This is a genomic window from Pseudopedobacter beijingensis, assembly GCF_042678145.1.
GTDB lineage: Bacteria > Bacteroidota > Bacteroidia > Sphingobacteriales > Sphingobacteriaceae > Pseudopedobacter > Pseudopedobacter beijingensis.
This window is the reverse complement of record NZ_JBHUDG010000048.1, coordinates 97,015-119,748: the sequence shown is the minus strand read 5'-3', so window position 1 is coordinate 119,748 and position 22,734 is coordinate 97,015. Positions and strand designations below refer to the sequence as shown.

Annotated in this window: 21 protein-coding genes; 10 read left to right on the top strand and 11 right to left on the bottom strand. The window is 36.7% G+C overall.

Annotated features, from left to right (window positions below):
- Positions 1-8 precede the first annotated feature (8 nt).
- The 4 genes from ACFSAH_RS16965 to ACFSAH_RS16950 all read right to left on the bottom strand — a co-directional run bounded on the left by ACFSAH_RS16965 (position 9) and on the right by ACFSAH_RS16950 (position 3,595).
- Positions 9-881, bottom strand: coding sequence for a hypothetical protein (locus ACFSAH_RS16965; protein ID WP_379663935.1), 873 nt, complete (start codon positions 879-881; stop codon positions 9-11).
- Positions 882-1,195: 314 nt separating this feature from the next.
- Complete coding sequence (locus ACFSAH_RS16960; protein WP_379663934.1) at positions 1,196-2,296, bottom strand: agmatine deiminase family protein; 1,101 nt, start codon at positions 2,294-2,296, stop codon at positions 1,196-1,198.
- 1 nt (position 2,297) lies between these two features.
- Entirely contained in the window at positions 2,298-2,651 is a 354-nt protein-coding gene (locus ACFSAH_RS16955) for a four helix bundle protein (RefSeq protein WP_379663933.1), read from the bottom strand.
- 65 nt (positions 2,652-2,716) lie between these two features.
- Entirely contained in the window at positions 2,717-3,595 is an 879-nt protein-coding gene (locus tag ACFSAH_RS16950) for a carbon-nitrogen hydrolase (RefSeq protein WP_379663932.1), read from the bottom strand.
- 214 nt (positions 3,596-3,809) lie between these two features.
- On the opposite strand from ACFSAH_RS16950, the gene ACFSAH_RS16945 reads away from it, so the two are divergent.
- Positions 3,810-6,023, top strand: a complete 2,214-nt coding sequence (locus ACFSAH_RS16945; protein ID WP_379663931.1) for a sodium-translocating pyrophosphatase — start codon at positions 3,810-3,812, stop codon at positions 6,021-6,023.
- 368 nt (positions 6,024-6,391) lie between these two features.
- Here the strand turns inward: ACFSAH_RS16945 and ACFSAH_RS16940 are convergent, their stop codons facing one another.
- Together ACFSAH_RS16940 and ACFSAH_RS16935 are read right to left on the bottom strand one after the other, a co-directional pair.
- The gene (locus tag ACFSAH_RS16940; protein WP_379663930.1) at positions 6,392-6,691 is read right to left on the bottom strand and encodes a hypothetical protein; all 300 of its coding nucleotides are present in this window, start codon (positions 6,689-6,691) and stop codon (positions 6,392-6,394) included.
- A gap of 156 nt (positions 6,692-6,847) precedes the next feature.
- Positions 6,848-7,564, bottom strand: coding sequence for a hypothetical protein (locus ACFSAH_RS16935; RefSeq protein WP_379663929.1), 717 nt, complete (start codon positions 7,562-7,564; stop codon positions 6,848-6,850).
- A gap of 146 nt (positions 7,565-7,710) precedes the next feature.
- Here ACFSAH_RS16935 and ACFSAH_RS16930 point away from each other — a divergent pair, with 146 nt between their 5' ends.
- From ACFSAH_RS16930 to ACFSAH_RS16910, 5 genes are all read left to right on the top strand, one after another.
- Positions 7,711-8,994 carry a dicarboxylate/amino acid:cation symporter gene (locus ACFSAH_RS16930; RefSeq protein WP_379663928.1) on the top strand — a complete coding sequence of 428 codons (1,284 nt, stop codon included), beginning with the start codon at positions 7,711-7,713 and terminating at the stop codon, positions 8,992-8,994.
- Between the two features lie 83 nt (positions 8,995-9,077).
- Positions 9,078-9,773, top strand: a complete 696-nt coding sequence (locus ACFSAH_RS16925; RefSeq protein WP_379663927.1) for a pseudouridine synthase — start codon at positions 9,078-9,080, stop codon at positions 9,771-9,773.
- A gap of 449 nt (positions 9,774-10,222) precedes the next feature.
- Complete coding sequence (locus ACFSAH_RS16920) at positions 10,223-11,671, top strand: amino acid permease (protein ID WP_379663926.1); 1,449 nt, start codon at positions 10,223-10,225, stop codon at positions 11,669-11,671.
- Between the two features lie 199 nt (positions 11,672-11,870).
- Positions 11,871-12,446, top strand: coding sequence for a MarC family protein (locus ACFSAH_RS16915; protein WP_379663925.1), 576 nt, complete (start codon positions 11,871-11,873; stop codon positions 12,444-12,446).
- A 147-nt stretch (positions 12,447-12,593) separates the two neighbouring features.
- Positions 12,594-13,097 carry a hypothetical protein gene (locus ACFSAH_RS16910; protein WP_379663924.1) on the top strand — a complete coding sequence of 168 codons (504 nt, stop codon included), beginning with the start codon at positions 12,594-12,596 and terminating at the stop codon, positions 13,095-13,097.
- A 37-nt stretch (positions 13,098-13,134) separates the two neighbouring features.
- Here the strand turns inward: ACFSAH_RS16910 and ACFSAH_RS16905 are convergent, their stop codons facing one another.
- The 3 genes from ACFSAH_RS16905 to guaA are packed head-to-tail and all read right to left on the bottom strand — an operon-like array spanning position 13,135 to position 17,060.
- Positions 13,135-14,310: an RsmB/NOP family class I SAM-dependent RNA methyltransferase gene (locus tag ACFSAH_RS16905; RefSeq protein WP_379663923.1), complete on the bottom strand. Its 1,176-nt coding sequence runs from the start codon at positions 14,308-14,310 to the stop codon at positions 13,135-13,137.
- Between the two features lie 13 nt (positions 14,311-14,323).
- On the bottom strand, positions 14,324-15,496 hold the full coding sequence (locus tag ACFSAH_RS16900) for an ABC transporter substrate-binding protein (RefSeq protein ID WP_379663922.1): 1,173 nt from the start codon (positions 15,494-15,496) through the stop codon (positions 14,324-14,326).
- A gap of 31 nt (positions 15,497-15,527) precedes the next feature.
- Positions 15,528-17,060, bottom strand: a complete 1,533-nt coding sequence (gene guaA / locus ACFSAH_RS16895; protein ID WP_379663921.1) for a glutamine-hydrolyzing GMP synthase — start codon at positions 17,058-17,060, stop codon at positions 15,528-15,530.
- Between the two features lie 105 nt (positions 17,061-17,165).
- Here guaA and ACFSAH_RS16890 point away from each other — a divergent pair, with 105 nt between their 5' ends.
- Positions 17,166-18,605, top strand: coding sequence for a M20 family peptidase (locus ACFSAH_RS16890; RefSeq protein ID WP_379663920.1), 1,440 nt, complete (start codon positions 17,166-17,168; stop codon positions 18,603-18,605).
- Here ACFSAH_RS16890 and ACFSAH_RS16885 read toward each other — a convergent pair.
- Positions 18,602-19,057 carry a deoxycytidylate deaminase gene (locus ACFSAH_RS16885; protein ID WP_379663919.1) on the bottom strand — a complete coding sequence of 152 codons (456 nt, stop codon included), beginning with the start codon at positions 19,055-19,057 and terminating at the stop codon, positions 18,602-18,604. The genes ACFSAH_RS16890 and ACFSAH_RS16885 overlap by 4 nt on opposite strands.
- 222 nt (positions 19,058-19,279) lie before the next feature.
- On the opposite strand from ACFSAH_RS16885, the gene ACFSAH_RS16880 reads away from it, so the two are divergent.
- The 3 genes from ACFSAH_RS16880 to ACFSAH_RS16870 are packed head-to-tail and all read left to right on the top strand — an operon-like array spanning position 19,280 to position 20,415.
- Positions 19,280-19,909, top strand: a complete 630-nt coding sequence (locus ACFSAH_RS16880) for a LysE family translocator (RefSeq protein WP_379663918.1) — start codon at positions 19,280-19,282, stop codon at positions 19,907-19,909.
- 43 nt (positions 19,910-19,952) lie between these two features.
- Positions 19,953-20,237, top strand: coding sequence for a type II toxin-antitoxin system VapB15 family antitoxin (gene vap15 / locus ACFSAH_RS16875; RefSeq protein ID WP_379663944.1), 285 nt, complete (start codon positions 19,953-19,955; stop codon positions 20,235-20,237).
- Entirely contained in the window at positions 20,215-20,415 is a 201-nt protein-coding gene (locus tag ACFSAH_RS16870) for a putative toxin-antitoxin system toxin component, PIN family (RefSeq protein ID WP_379663917.1), read from the top strand. The genes vap15 and ACFSAH_RS16870 overlap by 23 nt, the downstream gene beginning before the upstream one ends.
- 282 nt (positions 20,416-20,697) lie before the next feature.
- Here ACFSAH_RS16870 and ACFSAH_RS16865 read toward each other — a convergent pair whose 3' ends face one another.
- On the bottom strand, positions 20,698-22,599 hold the full coding sequence (locus tag ACFSAH_RS16865; protein ID WP_379663916.1) for an amidophosphoribosyltransferase: 1,902 nt from the start codon (positions 22,597-22,599) through the stop codon (positions 20,698-20,700).
- Positions 22,600-22,734: the final 135 nt, after the last annotated feature.

Genomic DNA, 22,734 nt, shown 5'->3' with positions numbered 1-22,734 from the left:
TACATAGATTATTTACAGGAACTTTCGAGGTTATTGATATAACTATTAGCTATACCCAACGCTGTAACAGTAGTCTTTACAGTGGTCACTTTATTACCATCAAAGGTAAATTCATTTTTATAATCAGTATCAAAATTTATCTCCCCCAAGTCAATCCCTCCAAAATCAATCTCTCCAAAATCAATTCCTCCAAAGCCACCAGGCATCATTTTCATTTTATATGAAGTGATGTAAACATTTTGTAAACACGGAATGAGAGCTGTGGAATAAGATTCTATAAAGCCTATATTATAAATATTATCGTTTTTCTTCCTATCCAAATAAGTAAAATTAGTGTATTCGAACAAAACCATAGTAGCCCCGGGATCCTTTATAACAATACGATTTACCCGATCTTTATCGTCATATGTTAATTCAATGATAGCCCTATCCTCCCCATATGCTTTGTCAATTTTGGTTAATAATTTTTTACTGTTATAATAATAAGTATCTACCTGATTTTTATCCTCCACAATCGTTTTTCCATCATCCCCTACATGAACGGCGACCTCTTTTTGAACACTTCCAAAGTCGGTCATGTAAATACGACTTTTGACCTCATCAGAAGATTTACCTCCTTTAAAATATAGTAATTGCTTTGGTTTTTCTACGATAATATAATGAGACTCTCCACTAGAAGAAATACTTTCTAATGGTATAGCATTCTCGTCATACTTTATATTTTTGATTTCTCCGGTAGATGAGGTTGATTTCGTAATCAAACAACTAGCTCTATACCCATCACCACCATTAACAGAACCACTAGCTGGCTTAATAATAGATTCATCCTGACGGCAGGAGAACAGAAATACTACACCAAGGGCAAGTATAATTTTTCGCATTTCATTTATAATTGATTACTTGTAAATATATAAAACATTAACTAAAAACAACTAAAAGTTAATCGAAAATATTCAAACAGACACTCAGCATTAATATCAACATAGATCAGTGGTAAAAACACTATCAGAAGAAACTATTTATAGCGAGTATGAGGTGGGAGAAAAAGTATACTTTCCAGAAAGAAATAATGGAAAAAGGGCTGCATCATAAATAAAAAGAATATCATTTCTACAACTTAAGGAAAACATAATCCAATGTAGCAGAATGATAAATTATTTTTGATACAACCCCTTATATTTTTTAAAAGAACCTATCAGATCAAAGGTTCTTGCTGACTTAAACAATGGAAACTACCCAAACCCCAGATAATATCTGTAGAATCAATACCCACCACTTCCCTATCCGGATGATAGGCAGCAATTATATCTAATGCCTTCTGATCTTTATCGCATCTGTAAGTAGGCACAATAACATGTCCGTTACTAATGTAATAATTTGCATAAGACGCTGGTAACCTGCAATCGTCATAAATAACAGGGTCTGGCATAGGCAACTCTACAATATTCAACGGTTTACCGTTTAGAAGGCGCATTTCTTTAAGTTCCTTCAAATTAGTCTGAAGCAGCTCATAATTGTCATCCTGCTTATTTTCTTCAATAACAGTCAATACAGTATCCTCATTCACAAACCGAATCGTATCGTCTATATGCCCGTCTGTATCATCCCCAACAATTCCATCACTTACCCACAGAATTTGTTCCATACCATAAAAATCCCGCAGATACTGCTCAACCTGTTCCTGATTAAGATGTGCATTTCTGTTTTCATTCAACAGGCAACTTCTGGAAGTTAAAATCGTTCCGGCACCATTAAACTCTACAGAGCCACCTTCCATAATAATCCCTGGATTAAAAACCGGAATATTAAAATGATTACCTATACGGGTAGGCACCACATCATCTAAATCAAAAGGCGGATACTTACCTCCCCAGGCATTAAATCCCCAGTCTACAATTACCTTCTTAATATCAGCATGAGGATTAATTAAAAAAGCAGGTCCATGGTCTCTGCACCAGGCATCGTTAGTTGGGTTAAAGAAAAACTCCACTTTCGATAAGTCTGCCCCAGCCTCTTCAATATACTTTAAAGCAAACGCTTTCATTTGCTCGTCACGCACATTTATCCTTACCTTTTCTGTTAAAGACAAGTATTTTATAAACTCTGTATAAGGCTTGTATATTGTGTCTATTTTACCAGGCCAGCTCGCTTCTTTATGCGGCCAGCTCAACCAGGTAGCTTCATGTTTAGCCCATTCGGGAGGAAAAAAGTAGCCTAGTTGCTTGGGGGATTGAAGTCCGAAGTCCGAAGACTGAAGTCCAGAATTTGATGATGATAAGCTTTTACTAACAGACATTTTATTTTAATGATTTTTTTAATGCAATAAGCATAAAGTGTATTTCCTCACATTGTTTATAAATAACATCAAAAACATCCTGAAGCAGGATATTCCTTTTTATTGCCAGATGAAGGCAACCGACAACCTCTATGTTCGACCGAATCGAATAGGTAAGAAATCTTGCAAATTCCGCATTAGACTGATTAGTACTTCCTTCTGCTATGTTAAGAGAAACAGAATCTGCAGCCCGTTTTATCTGGGAAGCTAAAATATAAAGCTCTTCTTTGGGAAAATCTTTAGTTGCCAGATCTACCGCTACCGATAAATCAATTGCTTTCTGCCAGACTTTCAAACTTTCGAACTTAAACGCCATTTGCAATATTTAAGATTGATCGTTAAAATTTCAGTCCTCAGTCTTCCGACTCCGGACTTCCGACTCTATTCCTCATCAATAAATCTCTTCGTTATAGGCTGATAAGAATCAATACGGCGATCTCTTAAGAAAGGCCAGTGTTTACGGAAGAAATCAGACTCTGACAAGTCTAAATCTACCACCTCTATCTCTTCATTATCATGAGAAGCTAAATAAAGCAATTTGCCCTGAGCATTTGTAGCAAAGCTACCACCCCAGAACTTCATAGCCCCATCCTGCTCAAAACCTACCCTATTTACACTAACTACCGGAACACCATTGGCCACTGCGTGCGAACGCTGAATAGTTTGCCAGGCATTGTATTGATCTTGATTGGTTTCTTCATCCTGATCTGTTGCCCAGCCAATAGCTGTTGGGTAAAATAAAACTTCGGCACCCATTAAAGCAGTAATACGGGAAGCCTCAGGATACCACTGATCCCAGCAAATTAACACCCCTATTTTTGCAAATTTGGTCTGGAAAACTTTATAACCTAAATCTCCCGGAGTAAAGTAAAACTTCTCGTAAAAAGCAGGATCATCAGGAATATGCATTTTCCTGTATTTCCCAAGATAGCTGCCATCCGCATCCAACACCGCTGTTGTATTATGATACAAACCCTGAGCCCTTTTTTCAAATAAAGAAGCTATAATAACAACCCCTAATTCTTTAGCCACTGCACTCAATGCGTCAGTAGAAGGGCCAGGAATACTTTCTGCCAAATCAAAATTTGCGTAATCTTCCACATCACAAAAATACAATGAAGCAAAAAGCTCTTGTAAACAAACAATTTGTGCTCCTTTAGCCGCTGCTGCTTTTATACCTTCAATAGCCTTTTGCAAGTTTGCGGCTTTATCACTGGTACAAGCATTCTGTACCAAACCAACTTTAACTCTTTTATTCATACCCGTGGAAAAAAATTAAATAAACTGCAAAATTAACATAATAAAACAACTAACGGAGTCATTTATTCATCAGAAGTCATATTATCAGAAAAATAAAAGTAAAGTCGTTATTAAAAACTTTAACAAAACAATTGGAAATAACAAATCGTTTCTCTAATTTGAAGTACTTATCAAATAATCAATTATATAACTAAAAGCTTAAACTCTATCTTTTATGGATTTCCTTCAATCAAATTTAATCTACATCATTCCTGTACTGGGTCTGGTTGGTATTTTAGTCATGCTATCCAAATCTATATGGATTACAAAACAACCTACCGGGGATGAAAAAATGAACGAACTTGCCGGCTACATTGCCGATGGTGCAATGGCATTCTTAAAAGCCGAATGGCGGGTACTTTCTTATTTTGTAATTATTGCCGCACTATTACTAGGTTATTCGGGTACTTTGGTAGAAACATCCAGCTCACTTATAGCTGTATCTTTTGTTATTGGAGCTGTTACTTCTGCTCTTGCCGGGTACATCGGAATGAATGTAGCAACCAAAGCGAACGTAAGAACCACACAAGCAGCAAGATCAAGCCTATCTCACGCTTTAAAAGTTTCTTTTACGGGTGGTACAGTAATGGGCTTAGGCGTTGCCGGATTGGCTATTCTTGGCTTAGGTTCCCTATTTATTATTTTTTACTGTCTGTTTGTTACCAGTACCGGAGCCAATGTAAATGGGAAAGAAATGGAAAAAGCACTGGAAGTTTTAGCCGGATTTTCATTAGGAGCAGAATCTATTGCCCTTTTTGCCCGTGTGGGCGGAGGTATATATACCAAAGCTGCTGACGTAGGTGCTGACCTGGTAGGTAAAGTTGAAGCAGGAATCCCTGAAGATGATGTTAGAAACCCGGCGACCATTGCCGACAATGTAGGCGATAATGTAGGCGACGTAGCGGGGATGGGCGCCGATTTATTTGGCTCCTATGTAGCCACTATACTGGCAACAATGGTATTGGGAAGAGAAATCATATCTCCGGATAACTTTGGAGGCATTGCTCCTATCCTTTTACCCATGCTTATTGCAGGCCTAGGCTTAATATTCTCTATCGTGGGAACCTGGTTTGTTAAAATAAAAAACGAATCAGACAGTGTACAGGCAGCATTAAATCTGGGTAACTGGTCGTCCATTATTCTTACCGCTATTGCTTCTTTCTTTGCCGTAAAATGGCTTTTACCCGATACTATGAATATAAGAGGCTATGAGTTTACCTCCACAGATGTGTTTATGGCTATAATTGTAGGATTAATTGTAGGAGCTCTAATGAGCATTATTACAGAATACTACACCGCTATGGGTAAAAGGCCAGTAGTATCTATCATTAAACAATCATCTACCGGACATGCTACCAATGTTATCGCAGGATTAGCGGTAGGAATGGAATCTACCATGCTACCTATGATTGTATTAGCAGGTGGAATTTATGGATCTTACCATTTTGCCGGACTTTATGGGGTAGCTATAGCCGCAGCAGGCATGATGGCAACAACCGCAATGCAGTTAGCTATTGACGCTTTTGGTCCTATTGCAGACAATGCCGGAGGTATTGCCGAGATGAGCCAATTACCAGAAGGAGTACGTGAGCGGACAGACAATCTGGATGCCGTTGGAAACACTACCGCCGCAACAGGAAAAGGGTTTGCCATTGCTTCTGCAGCATTAACTTCCCTAGCTTTATTTGCTGCGTTTGTAGGCGTGGCAGGAATCGACAAAATTGATATCTATAAAGCCGATGTACTGGCAGGTTTATTTATTGGAGGAATGATTCCTTTTATATTTTCATCTTTATGTATATCTGCCGTTGGAAGAGCTGCTATGGATATGGTAAACGAAGTGAGAAGGCAATTTAGGGAAATCCCCGGTATTATGGAATACAAAGCCAGACCCGAGTATGAAAAATGTGTAGCCATATCTACCCAGGCCTCTATTCGCGAAATGATGCTACCCGGAGCTATAGCTTTAATTACGCCAATTATTGTTGGTTTCGTATTTGGTCCGGAAGTATTAGGAGGCTTATTAGCCGGTGTTACGGTATCCGGTGTATTAATGGGTATGTTTCAATCAAATGCAGGCGGTGCCTGGGACAATGCCAAGAAATCTTTCGAAAAAGGTGTAGTTATCGATGGAGAAACCTATTACAAAAAATCCGAACCCCATAAAGCATCAGTTACCGGAGATACCGTAGGAGATCCTTTTAAAGATACCTCTGGCCCTTCTATGAATATCCTTATTAAGTTGATGTCTATAGTATCTTTGATTATTGCACCACATATTGCAGTTAAACAAAAAACAGCCATGCTGGAACAGCCACATAAAACTATTGAAATATCAGCTATACCTTTCCAGAAACCAGTACAAAATGCCATAGTTATAAATAAGTAAACTGGAAAGTATTTTAAATAGTAGTTTATCCTGAGAGATAATCCAAGTTCATGGAAACATCAATAGGGATAAAACTACCAGAGATTGCTTCGTCATGACCTTTCCGGGAGATCGGGACAGGTGCTCGCAAAAAGCAAAAGTTATTGCGAAGAACGAAGCAATCTCATTATCAAAAAGTTTAACCCAAAAACATCCATAGTAAAAAGTCGAAGAATCTCTTTCATCAACATAAAGCAAAGAGATTTCCCTTTCCCCGCTTATCGTATTAAAGTCACCTAAAAGCTTTTACTTTTGAGATCTACCTTTTAACGCCAACCTTAACCCTGCCGATATATCTAAACGATTCATACTTTCATACTCCCCTTTTTCTAATTCTTTCTTATAAGCCCCCCTACCGTCATACTTGTCAAGGTCCCTCCCAAATAAGTTAATTGCGCACCTACAGACAGTTTTTTCGACAGTTTATAATCATAACCAAAACCAAACGCAGCACCCAGCGTTTTACCTGTCATCAGGTACTTATTTATTAGCGTAGCTTTGTTATTATAATCCAAATACCCGATAGCTATATCAAATAAAAAAGCATGATTTTCATTATTGCTCATATATCTGGTAGAAAATGAAGGCGCTATAAAGTTTACGGTGATATTATCTTTTAATCTCCCCATGCCCAAAAAGTTCCCCAAAGGGTCAAGCAAATAAATATCCCTTATTTCTTTACACCTGTAATTTTACAGTTTAAAGAATCTCCTTTCGCTGTAACAATCAAATCTTGAGAAAAAGAGTTAAAACATAACATCAAAAAAGAAATAAATACAATTATTTTACTCATTATTTTTAGGTTTTATTAATTCAAATTCAGACTTTCCCGTTCTATAATCTACAAGTTCCAGAGTCGGCCTTCCAACAAAAGCGCCCATATTTATTCCGCACCGTAAATAGTACTGTTTCCCATAAACCAGATCGACAGGAACCTCCGTCTTAGCCTCCGTTTTAGTCCAAAGCGTATTCAGACCATCCTTTTTAATATGCAAAGTAATTTTAAAATTATTCTTGACCCTGCATATCACAGAATCTCCAAGATATAAATCATACCCAACCCAAGCCCCCATTCCCTTATGTCTGTATATATTTAGAATCGCATAATCTACATTTAAAACCTCTTCAGATTTATCATACTTTGCTGATAACACATTATAATCTACCCGCAATATATTTGCAGATATTCTATAACAGGTACTTGACATGGATGGAGGTTGAAATTTTGTTAATTTAACCACATTCCCCCCTATTTTCCGAGCTTCTAACTTCGCCTGCTCCATAACAAGATCATAATCGCATTTAGTGGTAAATCCCGAATCTCCTATCTTAATTGTCCCTAAAATTTCTGCCTCATGGGGAGCTTCTTCATTCACATTCAAAATAAATACCTGCTCATCATAGCTTAATGCCTCATATTTGGTAACAGAATTAGTACTCACCTTGGGGCTACAAGAGCAGAATATACCTATACCAATAAACAACAACATTTTATTTATCATAAAAATAGTTAACAATAAAACCTAAAACATAAACAAAACAACAAACATACATCAATTCAGTTAATTTTCAAGTCGTTTTTATACTAAAAACAAAAATAGTCTAGGAGACTTCACCGAAAAATGTATTTTTACAGAAATAACCAATTATGCATATTACAAACGATTTAAACGAAACAATCAAGAAACCAAAAAAATTCTACCAGATTCTATATGTACAAGTAATCATTGCCATCATATTTGGTGTTTCTCTGGGCTATTTTTATCCCGAAACAGGAGAAATGATGAAACCCTTTGGAGACGGTTTCATCTATCTGGTAAAAATGATTATCGCCCCTGTGATTTTCCTTACCGTATCTATGGGTATTGCAGGAATGAATGATTTGAAAAGCGTAGGCCGTGTAGCCGGAAAATCTTTCGCCTATTTTCTTACCTTCTCTACCCTGGCTCTAATAATAGGCTTAATAGTAAGTAATCTTGTACAACCGGGAAAAGGATTAAATATAGATCCCTCTACACTAGATAAAAGTCAGATAACACACTTTATATCCGAAGCAGAACATTCTTCACTCGTTCATTTCATTATGAACGTGATCCCTAAAACCCTGATTAGCCCATTAACCGGAGATAATATCTTACAAGTATTATTTGCCGCCATATTATTTGGGATTGGATTAGCATTAACCTCCGAAAAAAGTAAACCTGTTATAGACTTTTTTCAAGCATTATCTTATCCCGTATTTAAAATAGTAGAGCTATTAATGAAACTTGCCCCCATAGGCGCATTTGGTGCCATGGCCTTTACCATAGGTAAATATGGCATCAGTTCAATTATAAATCTTGCATTTTTAGTCATTACATTCTATGTAACCTCCTTTTTGTTTATTGTTTTAATATTGGGAGCAGTAGCAAGATATAACGGTTTTAGCATCTTTAAACTGATGGCCTACATAAAAGACGAACTACTATTGGTTGTAGGAACAAGTTCCTCTGAAGCCGCATTGCCTTCTTTAATGAGTAAAATGGAAAAAGCAGGCTGTGCCAAAAGTGTAGTAGGGTTAGTGATTCCTACCGGATATTCCTTCAATTTGGATGGGACCAACATTTACATGACCATGGCTGCACTTTTTATAGCACAAGCATGTAATATAGAATTAAGCTTACAACAACAAATTGTATTATTATTAGTAGCTATGCTAAGCTCTAAAGGTGCAGCAGGTGTATCTGGAGCTGGATTTATTACATTAGCAGCGACATTAGCTGTAGTACCTGAGGTACCTATTGCCGGGATGACTTTAATTTTAGGAGTTGACAGATTTATGTCCGAATGCAGAGCTTTAACAAATCTAGTTGGTAATGCCACCGCTACAGTAGTAGTAGCTAAATGGGAAGGACAATTGGATAAAGAACAATTAAAGAAATCTCTGGGATAAACAAAATAGATTTTATGAAATTACTTTAATTTGTTGAAGTACGTCTTCAGAAATCCCATCTTTGTCAAAACTCAATTTTCTATATGCTGGACATCGTTTACAAGGACGAACATATTATTGCTATAAATAAACCCCACGGATTATTGGTACATCAATCTCCCATTGCGCGGGATGCCGAAGAATTTGCTTTACAGATTTTACGCGATCAGATTGGACAAACCGTGTGGCCTTGCCACAGACTAGACAGAAAAACGGGTGGAGTACTCCTATTTGCATTAGATAAAGAATCAGAAATAAAGCTTCAAACACAGTTTCAGGAAAATCTGATCAAAAAAAAGTACTTAGCCATATTAAGAGGGCATTCACCCGAAACTATGAAAATAGATTACCCTTTGCCCAAAGAAAACGGAAAACTACAGGAAGCCGTCACATTTTTTAAAACACTGTCCCATACGGAAATAGACGTTCCTTTAGGAAAACACCCTACCTCAAGATATTCTTTGGTAGAAGCCAAACCAGAAACCGGGAGAATGCACCAACTAAGACGTCATTTTGCCCATATCCTACATCCTATTATCGGCGACCGGCCTCATGGATGTAATAAACAGAATAAACTCTTCAAAGAGAAATGGGAAATGGATACCATGATGCTCCATGCACTGTCTCTTGAATTTAATCATCCTGTAACCAACTCAACCATCATTGTAAAGGCCCCCATTCAGGACGAGTTTAAGCGCACCCTTACTTTTCTAAATTTCAACCTGGAACTCATTGACTAACATCAGCCAATAGTTCATCATAAATTTTGATTATCAATTACTTACAACTAAATTCATCATATCTTCCTCACCACAACAAACCTCCCATCATACAGTAATATAAGTCTGTAAAACTCCGCTAAAGTCCGTGAAAGTCCGAAAAACTCCGTGTATACTATATACTTGCTTCGAGATTGGCAGATACCTGACTCGAATCTGGCTCCTATATTGTCCGACAATGCTTCGAGAAATGTTCGACTAAGCTTTGGCAGCTATAGAAGCTGTCCCGAACAACACCCGAACGAAACCCGAACAATTGTCTAACCTGTCTCCTGTTTGGTACCTGTCCTTCTCGAACATACTGCAACTACCCTAAATTTGTTCACAAGCATAAAATTTCAGAAAAAAAGTACATAAGTTGATTTTAGGTTTTATATTAGTCTTAATTATAACCAAACAATCAAAAAAGTATGTTTCATAAAAAACCAATATCTCAGTTGGTCAAAGAAACCGAGGGAAATACTGATCTTAAGAGAACGCTCTCGGCAACTAATCTTATTTCTTTAGGAATTGGTGCCATTATTGGAGCGGGGATATTTACCTTAACCGGTACTGCAGCCGCTTTACATGCAGGTCCTGCGGTTGTATTATCATTTTTACTTGCCGGACTCGCCTGTGCTCTTGCCGGGCTTTGTTACTCTGAGTTTGCCTCTATGATTCCCGTTGCCGGATCTGCCTATACCTATGCATACGCTACCATGGGCGAATTTATTGCCTGGATTATTGGTTGGGATCTGATATTGGAATATTTATTTGCGGCATCAACCGTTTCTGTAAGCTGGTCCGGATATGTCGTCAGTTTTCTAAAAGACTTCGGCATACACATCCCCTCCCACATTACCCAATCTCCCTTTAATTATGACTCTACAACGGGTGCTTTTACCTCTACAGGAGCACTCATTAATCTACCGGCAATGTTTATTGTTGCCTTGGTAACTGTATTACTTACCATTGGAATAAAAGAATCTACCAAGTTTAACAACATCATTGTGGTGGTTAAACTGATTGTTATTTTTCTTTTCATTGGATTTGGTATTTCTTATATCCAACCGGAGAACCTTACTCCATTTATCCCTGAAAACACAGGTCCCGGTGCATTTGGCTTTGACGGTATTTTGAGAGGAGCAGGCATTATTTTCTTTGCTTATATTGGTTTTGACGCTGTTTCCACAGCCGCTCAGGAAACTAAAAATCCACAAAGGGATATGCCTAAAGGCATCTTAGGTTCGCTCTTTTTATGTACCATCATATATGTATTGGTAGGATGGGTTATGACCGGAATGGTTAATTATAAAGATTTAGATGTTCCTGACCCGGTGGCTGTAGCCGTAAATTCTGCCGGAGAAAATTTGTTTTGGTTAAGATTTCCTATCAAAATTGGGGCAATAGCAGGATTAAGTTCTGTGGTACTGGTTATGCTTATGGGACAACCCCGCGTTTTTTATGCGATGTCTAAAGACGGATTATTACCTCCTTCTTTTGGCAAAGTCCACCCTAAATTTAAAACTCCTTATGTAACCACTATTATTACAGGGGTAGTAGCTATGGTTATTGGTGGATTGGCTCCTATAAATTTACTTGGCGAACTAGTTTCTATAGGTACTTTATTAGCTTTTGCTATAGTTTGCGCAGGTATATTGGTACTCAGATACACTAATCCGGATATACACAGACCTTTTAAAACACCACTTTTCCCGGTTGTACCTATATTGGGCGTTTTAGTATGCTTTTACCTGATGTATGGACTACCATGGCATACCTGGGAAAGACTAATTATCTGGATGATTATAGGTATTGTAATCTACTTCACATACGGAAAAATACATTCCAAGGTGAGAAGGAACGAAAAGAAAGGTTAAGTAATTTTATCGCTAAACGGGGTTGTCTCAAAATGATCTTGTCATCGTCCCGAGCCCAATCGAGGAATCTCTTCCTGAAGTAATTAGAAAAGAGATTTCTCTTCGCTGTACTCATCGAAATGACAACATTTTATTTTTGATACAATCCCGTTTTTGTTAGTAATTCCCCTTATCTTTAATAAAGAAATTAGAACAGCCTATGTTAAACTTCTTCAATTTCAACGAAATATTATCGGTTACCATGATCCTATTTGCTATTATAGACATTTTAGGTTCTATCCCGGTGATTATTGAATTACGGAAAAAAGCCGGGGGCCATATCCAATCTAAAAAAGCCAGCCTTGTTTCATTGGCCATTATGCTTTCTTTTTTATTTGTTGGAGAAGAGATGTTAAAAATTATTGGGCTGGATATATCGTCCTTTGCAATTGCAGGTTCTTTGGTTATTTTCTTTATAGCTATGGAAATGATATTAGGCATCAACTTTTTTAAAGAGGACATTCCCGAAACGGTATCCATAGTACCACTTGCTTTTCCTTTAATTGCAGGTGCCGGATCTTTAACTACTTTGCTTTCTTTAAGGGCTGAGTATGCATTACAGAACATTATGGTAGGTATTATTATAAATATGAGTTTTGTATATGCCGTTCTTAAAAACACAGAGAAGATAGAAAAACTACTGGGTGTTGTGGGCTTACAGGTCTTAAGAAAAGCTTTCGGGGTAATACTTTTAGCTATAGCCATAAAGTTATTTAGAAGCAATACGGGGCTTTAATTACGTGCTATAGTATTGTAGCAATAAGCTGTTATATAGCGTATTATTTTAGAACAGAGCTATATATCAGTTATGTTCTATAAATCAATTGTTATTTATGTCGTTTTTTCATACAGCTTATTACCTCTACAAAAATGCTATGGGCAATTGGTAAATTTCAAAACCGATAAATATTGGTTAAATATTGGAATAGGTAGTTTTAATACCTTTAAATATTCCGGTGGACTTCATGAAAGCATAGATATAAATCTTGTGCAAAAAAACACTTTATATAAAGTCCAGTATCAATATAATGATGAACTCAAAATCCTCTCTTCAAAATTACCCATAGAAAACTTACATTCATTTAATATACTGATGGGCAAGCAATTTGTTTCAAATGATGATTTATACATTCGGCTAGCAGGAGGCTTAGGAGTTTTCACAGGAAATCTAAGAGGAGAACGTATTTTGAAAAAAACAACTGGTTGGTTCAGCCAAACTACTTATGATGATGAAAAAATCACCACGCTTTCTATCCCTTTAGAAGCAGAACTGGCCTTGGTACCCATAAAATATGCACAGCTAGCACTAAATGTATTTGGCAATGTTAACCTAAAAAGACCATTATATGGATTAGCTATAAAAGTAGGTGTAGGCAAAATCAAGTAAAAATACTATGGCTCATAGAGTTAGTCTGTACAGGTACTCATTCCAATTTATTTTGAAATACCAGTCTTGCTACAAACATAGAATCAGATTTAGAGCCATAACCTTTTATCAATTCCTGTTCTTCCATTACTAAACCAAATGTTTGGCAAAGCCAGTCTACTTGTTCCTCATTTTCTTGCCTAAACACAGAACAGGTTATATAAATCAATGGTTTTCCTGACTTCAGATAAGGTATAATGTTATGTGCTATTTTTCTTTGTAGTTCCTGGTAGAATTTAATTTTAGACGTTTCAAACTGTACAATCATTTCCGGTGTTCTCCCCCATGTTCCAGACCCGCTGCAAGGGGCATCAAAAATGATCCCATCAAATTCATATCCATGTAGAAACATTGCCGGATTATTGGTTAAATCCAATTGTTTTTTCTGATAGCTTTTTATTCCTGCAACACTAAAACGCTCGTCCAGATTATCCAAAATAGATTCTCTAAGGTCAGAAACCAACAATTTAATATTGGGTTGCTCATCCAGTAACATCAGGGATTTACCTCCCGACGCTGCACAACAATCCCACCATTTATCCCATTTTTGCGGTTTAAAAAATTCACCCACCTTTTGGGAAGATAAATCCTGTATTTCGTAAATACCATGTTGCTTAACCAGCTGATCTAACTTTGTTCCGTTTTTAAATGCAAAGGTTGTTGCTGTCAGTTCTCGGTAGCCTATTTCAGATTTCTCTAATTCTGTTTTAAACTGGTCTGCACATCCTCTTTTTACACGTACAAATAAATCAGGTTGTGTAAACTGGCTGTACAAAAAAGCTTCTGCATCTATATCCTCAGACAAGTATTCGGTAAATGGAAATATAGCTTTAAGATCAAAATCTGGATATTCTTCTTTTACAAGCTTTACTTTTTCTACAATCGGCAGCTCTATCTTTATTGACCAGTTTTCTTTGTAATAATCTACATAAGAACTTTTTTGGGTATTACACAAAAACTCGGCTACCAGTAGCCTGTCTTGCAATGGTGCGGTTTCTAAAGCTCTTCCTAACCTGAAATAATTATATAGTAACTGGCTACTTAATTTCCGGTCTTTAGACCCCATTTGCTTATTCTTTTTATAGAACTGGGCTAAAAATCTGTGCAGGGGCTGGTCTTCCGGATAGGTTTGCAGAATATTCTGTACTGTTGCCAGCTGATGAAAAGCTTTCATGTTTTTATAAATCTTAATCTACTTTCTTCAGCTGAAAGTCGGAATATTTAAGTATTAATAATTCTTTATTATAATAACCGTACTGGGCATCTTTAGCCAGATGGATGTTATTATGCAGACCATTATATTTTTCTTTGGTCAGATAATTAGAGAAATCTTTTCCTTTTTCTGCCATGAGTTTGGAGAAAAAATAGCCTATATCAAATCCTTTAAATGCATACTCACTGGGTTCCAGTGTAAACTTTTTCCGGTATTGCTTTACAAACTCATCTGCTCTTGCATCCTTGTAGTCTATTTTAGAACTTGATGTAATGTATGCATTAATGTTTTGCATTGTATTTGCCTCTAAAAACTGTAGTTTTTCCCAGGATGGGTGACCTATTACCGCTATCTGGAAATTAGAAGTTAGTTTTTCCAGCTCTCTGCTTATAGACAACAGAAAATTGCGGTCTGTAGATGGCAACACAATTACATTTAATCCTACTGGTGTTAAGCTTTTAAAAACATTTTCATAGCCCACTGCCTTAATTCCAATTTCGGAAAATGAAATATATGGATTTTGCTGAATGGCTTTTTTGAATGGTACGGCATATTTATATTCGTCTGCCTGACCGCTTCTGATCAGAACTACGTTTTTAGGTTTTAGATTTTGCCTGATAAAAGAAACTGCTTTATCTACATGCTGCTCTAATGAGTTGTTGATACTTATCAGATAAGGATTATTAAAGGTATCTGCTGAAGCTGCCGCCAAAGGTGATACCATGAGTTTTTTCATAGCCTTACTATGAACAGAAAAAGCACTGATACCGTTTGGAAAAACCGGACCTACTATTAAATCCGAATTGATAATACCCAGTTTAGAGGCTAAAACGTTAGCCTGACTTACATTATCTTTTGAATCGTAAATCTGAAACTTAAATTTAGCAGGATATCTGCTTGCTATAGAATCTATAGCCATTTTATATCCCTGATAAAAATCAAGGGCCAACTCTGCCTTACTAAGATCTTTTAACTGAACTGTTTTGTAATTGATAAGATCCAACTCGAATGGCAGAACTAAAGAGACCACCATTGGGGGCTTTTCTTTTTTTTCTTTTGCCGATTCGCCTTCGGAATCTTTATGTTCTTTTTCTGAGGTAGATGGCGTTTTTTTTACTGGTGTTGTTTTTGGCGAACAAGCCGCCAAAAACAACAGTATAAAGATTATAAAATATAATTTATTCCCACTCAATAGTTGCCGGTGGTTTTGAACTGATATCGTATACAACTCTGTTAATCCCTTTAACATTATTTATTATCTCATTAGAAATTTTAGCCAATAGCTCATAAGGTAAATGACACCAATCTGCTGTCATTCCATCCACAGATTCTACTGCTCTTAAACTAACTACATGTTCGTAAGTACGCTCATCTCCCATCACCCCAACAGACTGTATAGGTAAGAAAATTGTTCCTGCCTGCCATACCTGATCATACAAACCTGCTTTTCTCAGGTTTTCGATGTAGATATAGTCTGCTTCCTGCAAGATAGCCACTTTCTCCGGTGTCACTTCTCCCAATATTCTTATTCCCAATCCAGGTCCCGGGAAAGGATGTCTTCCCAGAATATTTTCTGGTAATCCTAAAGCTCTTCCTACTCTTCTTACCTCATCTTTAAATAAAGATCTTAAAGGTTCTACCACTTTTAATTTCATAAAATCTGGTAGTCCACCTACGTTATGGTGCGATTTAATAGTTGCCGAAGGCCCGCCATTTACAGAAACTGATTCTATAACATCCGGATAAATTGTTCCTTGTGCTAACCATTTTACATCCTGAATCAAATGAGCTTCTGCATCAAAGATATCAATAAACTTACCTCCAATTGCTTTTCTCTTTTTCTCTGGATCTGTTAAACCTTTTAATGCTGCATAAAACTGATCTTTAGCATCAACACCTTTAACATTTAAGCCTAGTGTTTTATAGGATTCCAGTACAGATTCGAACTCGTTCTTACGCAACAACCCATTATCAACAAAAACACAGTACAAATTGTTTCCAATTGCTTTATGTAAAAGTAATGCGGCTACTGATGAATCTACACCTCCAGACAATGCTAAAACAACTTTATCATTACCTAATTGTTGTTTTAGGTCTGCTATAGTCTCATCTGCGAAAGCATGCGGAGTCCAATCCTGGTTACATTTACAAATATCAACGATAAAATTCTGCAATAATTGCTTACCATCTAGTGAATGGGTTACTTCCGGGTGGAATTGTATTCCGTAAGTATCTGTACCTTTTATGCGATAAGCTGCAACTTTTACTGTATCTGTACTGGCAATAATTTCAAAATTATCTGCTACAGATTTAATGGTATCGCCATGCGACATCCAAACCTGAGACTTCTCTGCCAAACCTTTCAATAAGGCATTATTGGTATGTATATAATCCAGGTTTGCTCTTCCATATTCCCTGATTTCGGATGGGGCTACACTGCCGCCCGAATGCTGAGCTATATATTGTGCGCCGTAACAAACTCCCAATAATGGTAATTTCCCATGAAATTGAGCAAAGTCTACCTGCGGTGCATCTTCTTGTCTTACTGAACACGGACTTCCTGATAATATTACTCCTTTAGTATATTGATCAATTGCCGGAATTTTATTGAATGGGTGGATTTCACAATAAACGTTAAGTTCTCTTACCCTGCGAGCTATCAGTTGGGTATACTGTGAACCAAAGTCTAGAATCAGAATTTTATCTTGCATCCGCAAAAGTAAATAATTAACGGCACATTTGGGCAGATGTTTTTTAAATATTCATTAGATATTACGCTCGTATTTTTATATTTTGTATTCAATTCAATTTAAACCATGAAAAACCTCTTTAAATTTTTCGGTTTTGTGCTTATTGCCTTTATAGGAGTTTGCCTTTTCAATACATTCACCTTTAAAAGCAAACAAGTATCGGCAGAGAGTTTCGAACAGATAGCAATTAGCGATAGTGTAATTTCTCACTTGCAACAAGCTATTCGTTTTAAAACAATTTCTTATGATGATTCGCTAAAAACAGATAGTTCAGCGTTTTTTAAATTTCATGATTTTCTAAAAAACACCTTTCCTTTGGTGTTTGAAAAACTTAAAGTCGAAAAAATAAACCAGTTGAGTCTACTGCTTCATTGGAAGGGTAAATCTATGGGTAATCCTATTGTATTAATGGCACATCAGGATGTGGTACCTGTTGAAGATGCTACCCGCAACGAATGGAAAACAGATCCATTTAGCGGTAACCTTATTGATGGTTTTGTTTATGGCAGAGGTGCTATAGATGATAAAGGGAGTTTAATGGCTATTCTTGAAAGTACAGAACTTTTGTTAGCCAATGGGTTTGTGCCTGAAAAGGATATTTATCTGGCGTTTGGCCATGATGAAGAGATTAATGGAAAGTACGGTGCAAAAAAAATAGTAGAGGTATTTAAGCAACGAAATATTACTCCTGAAATGGTATTGGATGAGGGTGGAATGATTACGAACACCAAAATACCTAATCTTAAGAAAACTGCTGCTGTTATTGGTATTGCAGAAAAGGGCTATGTAACTGTTGATCTGAAATTAAATATGGAAGGTGGTCATTCTTCTATGCCTGAAAGAAATACGGCTATTGATGGGCTGGCAGAAGCTATTGTTAAAATCAAAAGGCATCCTTTCCCTGCTGAACTGGGCACTGTAGTTAATTCTTTTTTAGACTATGTTGGTCCGGAAATGCCTTTTACAGATAAAATGGCTATGGCAAACAGATGGGTTTTCTCTACCTTAATTAAGAGTATATATAGTAAAACACCTGCCGGGAATGCATCTATCAGAACAACAAATGCCTTTACTCAGTTTCATTCAGGTGTAAAAGAGAACCTGATTCCGGGAGAAGCCACTGCAACTGTTAATTTAAGAACCTTACCCCATACTTCTGACGAAGCTATTCTGGATCATTTACGTAATGTTGTCTCTAATCCTGCAATCAGTATTGAAATACGCCCCAATAAAACAAGCCCTAAACAAATTGCAGATGTAGAGCATCCTACTTTTAAATATTTACAAAAAACTATTGCTGCCTATAAAAAGGATATTATAGTCGCTCCATTTTTAATGATTGGCGCTACAGACGGCAGATATTTCGGAGAGATTACACCTCAGGTATTTCGTTTTGTCCCATTTAAAGACTTAGAAGGCTTACACGGCGTAAACGAACGTATTAGCACCCAAGAGTATAAAGAAGGTATTGGTTTTTACTACCATCTTATAAAAGACTATCGTTAGTCTTCTTGTAGCTTTTCGCAACTTACACCAAACTTATTCAGGAAATCGACTCCTTCATCACATACCAATCCTTTGTATTCTGCATAGGAGTATTTATAATATACCTGCTTTATTCCGGAAGCATAAACTAGCCTGGCGCAGGCTATGCAGGGCGACAATGTGGTATATAATGTTGAACCTTGTATTTGCGCCCCATTTTTTACGGCATATAAAATAGCGTTCTCTTCGGCATGCAGAGCTAGCGAACAACTATTTTTTGAATCTCGCGGACAGCCCTCTTCCGGCCACTCTTCGTCACAATTGTGGGTTCCGGCTGGCGGTCCGTTGTAACCGATAGAAATAATACGGGTATCTTTTGTTAAAACAGCTCCTACATGGTTTTTAACGCAATGCGATTTTTGGGCTAAATCTGTTGCCAGATTCATGAATATTTGATTAAAACTTAAAGACATCAACGTGTTTTTTAAAGCGCATGAATATGGGGCGAAGTTAATGTTTTTATTGGCTTTTATTTTCGTAACCCGGTAAATACTAATTATTCATAAACCAATATGAATGTCAAAAGAATGGTTTATAAGCCCTCATTTTTCAAGAAACACAATAATATCTATGATTTTTCTATCTAAAAATTGCATATTCGCATAAAGCGTTATTAAAAGAAAATTGAATTTTAGATGCTAAAACTTATTTTTTCCGGAATTGGGCTAGGAATTGTGCTGTCGTTTTTAACCGGACCAGCTTTCTTTGCACTTATCAAGATAAGTATAGAAAAAGGATTTAGAGCTGGTGTTTTTTTGGCCTTAGGTATAGTAGTTTCTGATGCCATATATCTGTTTATTACTTTATTTGGATCTTCTTTTTTAAATTTCGAAAATCAATACCGGATTCCCATAGGTATTACAGGAAGCTTAATTTTACTGGGCATCGGTAGTTTTTACCTTTTTAAGAAGGTAAAAATAAACTATCAGGAGATTACCTGCCCTAAGAAAAGTCTGGGTTACTTCTTAAAGGGCTTTTTCATGTGTATATTTAATCCTTTTATTCTATTATACTGGATTAGTGTTACCAGTGGTATCTATTCTTTAAACGGATCTGTTAAGCATGCAGAGCTCCTTCCTTTCTTTGGCTCCATCTTGTTAACGCTTTTTGGAATGGATGTATTAAAAGCCTATTTCGCCTATAGGCTGCGCTATAGAATTACAGAAAAATCTATTCAAAGACTCAATCGCATTGCGGGCACTATTATTATCATTTTCGCTTTCAGACTCATCTACAACCTTATCTTTACTCAATCTTTAATTTAAAAACTGCTTTCTAAAAATGTAATCAGAAGGATACCTTGTAGGTATTTATTCTTTTTTTTGTAAATTTAAACAAGTACAACAATTTATAATTAAGATTAAAACAGCCTTACAAATAGATGTATCATTCGACCAGATTCTCTCAATGGTGAAGCAATTATCTAAACAACAAAAAATTAAACTAACAAAAGAACTGGAAAAAGAAATCATAGATTCAAAACTTTCACAATTGTTAAAAGTATTTAAAAATGATGAACTAGATTTAAACATTATAGATGCCGAAAGTGAGAGTGTAAGACAAGAGGTTTATGACAAGCAAAAAGACCATTAGAGTTATTTTTGACACAAATGTTTGGATTAGCTTTCTGATTGGAAAACGCTTAACTAGAATTAAACAGCACATTATAAATGGAGACATACAACTCATTGTTACCAATCAGCTCCTGAACGAACTCCGGGTAGTGACATCCAGAGAAAAGTTAAAAAGTATTTCCCTGAAAATAGCGTAAAAACTCTTATTGAACTTTTAGAAACTATTGCTAAAAATATAGAAATTAAACCTACACGTTTCTGAAGGCAATTCTATTAGTCTGAGTCCGATTAATAACCATTTTTCTGGTAAAGATTGCTTCACAGGCTTACAATGACACTCCTATTTTGTTCATTACGAGGAGGAACAATGAATTAATCTCTCTTAAAGATTACAGTTTTTTAATCTGGTCCTTTCAAAAGAAAAAACCGATAAACTTTCGCTTACCGGCTTTTCTATTTTTCTGATTACGATATTTTTACTACATGTATGCTCTGGCGTTCTTTCCTTCAACCCAGTTCATAAATGCTTTATTGACTACTCTATTTCCACCCGGTGTCGGATAATCTCCAGAGAAATACCAATCTCCTTTATGATCCGGACAGGCCTGATGTAAGTTATCCAAAGTTTGATAAATGAGTTCTACTTTAGCCCCCATTCCTTTAGGTGTAATTATTTCGGCAATTTTACGAGAGATTTCTTCATCTGTAAAAGGAGCATAAATATCTTTCACATAGTTTACTATCTCACTTTTATCTAACCCTACCTGCGCTTTACACTTCTCATAAACTTCTTCTATAACATGTCCCATACCTCTTTCACGCAACATGGTAATGGCTGCTTCAAAAGCTATAAACTCGCCCATTCGGCTCATATCTATACCATAACAATCTGGATAACGAATTTGAGGTGCTGATGAAACGATGATAATTTTAACCGGACCTAACCTGTCAAAAATCCTCAAAATACTTTGTTTTAATGTAGTTCCTCGCACAATGGAGTCGTCTATAGCCACCAAAGTATCTATATCTCTTCTGATTAATCCATAAGTAGTATCGTAAACGTGAGACACCATATCGCCACGATCGGCATCCTGCGTAATAAATGTGCGCAGTTTAGCATCTTTAATAGCCAGTTTTTCTACCCTGGGTGCCAGATTAAGGATTTTATCCAGTTCTTCTTCTGTTAAATTACCGTTATTTAACAATGCTTCTTTTTGTCTGTGACGGTTGTAGGCATGTAAGCCTTCCATTAAACCGTAAAAAGAAACTTCTGCCGTATTAGGGATATAGGTAAATACCGTTTTTTCCAAATCATGGTTTACATGATCTAAAATGGTTGGAGTTAATAGTTTACCAAGATTTTTTCTTTCCTGATAGATGGAAGCATCACTGCCTCTCGAGAAATAAATCCTTTCGAAAGAACAGGCTTTTTTCTCTAAAGGTTCGCGAAACATTTCTTCGGTAATAGTTCCGTCTTTTTTAATGATTAAAGCATGTCCCGGTTTAATTTCTTTTACCTGTCCAATTTTAACGTTGAATGCGGTTTGTATTGCCGGACGTTCTGATGCTGCTACCAACACCTCATCGTCCTGATAATAAAACGCTGGACGAATACCCGCCGGATCTCTCATCACAAAAGCATCGCCATGGCCAAAGATACCAGACATGGTATAACCTCCGTCCCATGTTTTTGCAGAGCGTCTCAAGATTTTAAGTACATCCAGATTGTCTGCTATTTTTTGAGATATTTCTACGTTATCGTATCCTTCTTTCTTAAATTTATCGAACAGCTCCTGATTTTCATTATCCAAAAAGTGTCCGATTTTCTCTAATACAGTTACAGTATCGGCTTGTTCTTTAGGATGCTGACCAAGGTCATACAATTGCTGTAACAGTTCGTCAACATTGGTCATGTTAAAGTTTCCTGCTACAACCAGATTACGCGACATCCAGTTATTTTGGCGTAAAAACGGGTGACAGGCTTCTATACTGTTTTTTCCATGCGTTCCGTAACGCAGATGTCCTAACAATACTTCTCCCGTAAAACTAATGTTATCTTTCAGCCATTGTGCATCTTTCAATAATTCGGGATTTTCCTTCTCTACTGCACTAAATTTCTTCATTACATAGGTAAAGATATCCTGTACAGCGTTCCTTTCCATAGAACGGTAACGACTGATATACCTATGACCTGGCTTAACATTTAACTTAATAGTAGCAATACCCGCTCCATCCTGCCCACGGTTATGTTGCTTTTCCATCAATAAATACAGCTTATTTAGGCCATATAACGATGTTCCATATTTTTCCTGATAATATGATAATGGTTTTAGTAGGCGTATAAATGCTATGCCGCACTCGTGTTTTATAGAATCGCTCATTGAAGCTTGTTAATAAGCTCACAAAATTAGGAATTACATTATAATTGCAAAAGGAAAAACGTCAGAATCGTCACATTTGTTTGTAAGAGGAATGTGACAGAGGGAGATACGGTAGGAGCCTCACCTGCGAGCGGG

What these genes read in the sequence shown, in the direction of transcription:
- ACFSAH_RS16965 (WP_379663935.1), bottom strand. Translation starts at nt 881, where the DNA reads ATGCGAAAAATTATACTTGCCCTTGGTGTAGTATTTCTGTTCTCCTGC.
- ACFSAH_RS16960 (WP_379663934.1), bottom strand. Translation starts at nt 2,296, where the DNA reads ATGTCTGTTAGTAAAAGCTTATCATCATCAAATTCTGGACTTCAGTCT.
- ACFSAH_RS16955 (WP_379663933.1), bottom strand. Translation starts at nt 2,651, where the DNA reads ATGGCGTTTAAGTTCGAAAGTTTGAAAGTCTGGCAGAAAGCAATTGAT.
- ACFSAH_RS16950 (WP_379663932.1), bottom strand. Translation starts at nt 3,595, where the DNA reads ATGAATAAAAGAGTTAAAGTTGGTTTGGTACAGAATGCTTGTACCAGT.
- ACFSAH_RS16945 (WP_379663931.1), top strand. Translation starts at nt 3,810, where the DNA reads ATGGATTTCCTTCAATCAAATTTAATCTACATCATTCCTGTACTGGGT.
- ACFSAH_RS16940 (WP_379663930.1), bottom strand. Translation starts at nt 6,691, where the DNA reads ATGGGGAGATTAAAAGATAATATCACCGTAAACTTTATAGCGCCTTCA.
- ACFSAH_RS16935 (WP_379663929.1), bottom strand. Translation starts at nt 7,564, where the DNA reads ATGATAAATAAAATGTTGTTGTTTATTGGTATAGGTATATTCTGCTCT.
- ACFSAH_RS16930 (WP_379663928.1), top strand. Translation starts at nt 7,711, where the DNA reads ATGCATATTACAAACGATTTAAACGAAACAATCAAGAAACCAAAAAAA.
- ACFSAH_RS16925 (WP_379663927.1), top strand. Translation starts at nt 9,078, where the DNA reads ATGCTGGACATCGTTTACAAGGACGAACATATTATTGCTATAAATAAA.
- ACFSAH_RS16920 (WP_379663926.1), top strand. Translation starts at nt 10,223, where the DNA reads ATGTTTCATAAAAAACCAATATCTCAGTTGGTCAAAGAAACCGAGGGA.
- ACFSAH_RS16915 (WP_379663925.1), top strand. Translation starts at nt 11,871, where the DNA reads ATGTTAAACTTCTTCAATTTCAACGAAATATTATCGGTTACCATGATC.
- ACFSAH_RS16905 (WP_379663923.1), bottom strand. Translation starts at nt 14,310, where the DNA reads ATGAAAGCTTTTCATCAGCTGGCAACAGTACAGAATATTCTGCAAACC.
- guaA (WP_379663921.1), bottom strand. Translation starts at nt 17,060, where the DNA reads ATGCAAGATAAAATTCTGATTCTAGACTTTGGTTCACAGTATACCCAA.
- ACFSAH_RS16890 (WP_379663920.1), top strand. Translation starts at nt 17,166, where the DNA reads ATGAAAAACCTCTTTAAATTTTTCGGTTTTGTGCTTATTGCCTTTATA.
- ACFSAH_RS16885 (WP_379663919.1), bottom strand. Translation starts at nt 19,057, where the DNA reads ATGTCTTTAAGTTTTAATCAAATATTCATGAATCTGGCAACAGATTTA.
- ACFSAH_RS16880 (WP_379663918.1), top strand. Translation starts at nt 19,280, where the DNA reads ATGCTAAAACTTATTTTTTCCGGAATTGGGCTAGGAATTGTGCTGTCG.
- ACFSAH_RS16870 (WP_379663917.1), top strand. Translation starts at nt 20,215, where the DNA reads ATGACAAGCAAAAAGACCATTAGAGTTATTTTTGACACAAATGTTTGG.
- ACFSAH_RS16865 (WP_379663916.1), bottom strand. Translation starts at nt 22,599, where the DNA reads ATGAGCGATTCTATAAAACACGAGTGCGGCATAGCATTTATACGCCTA.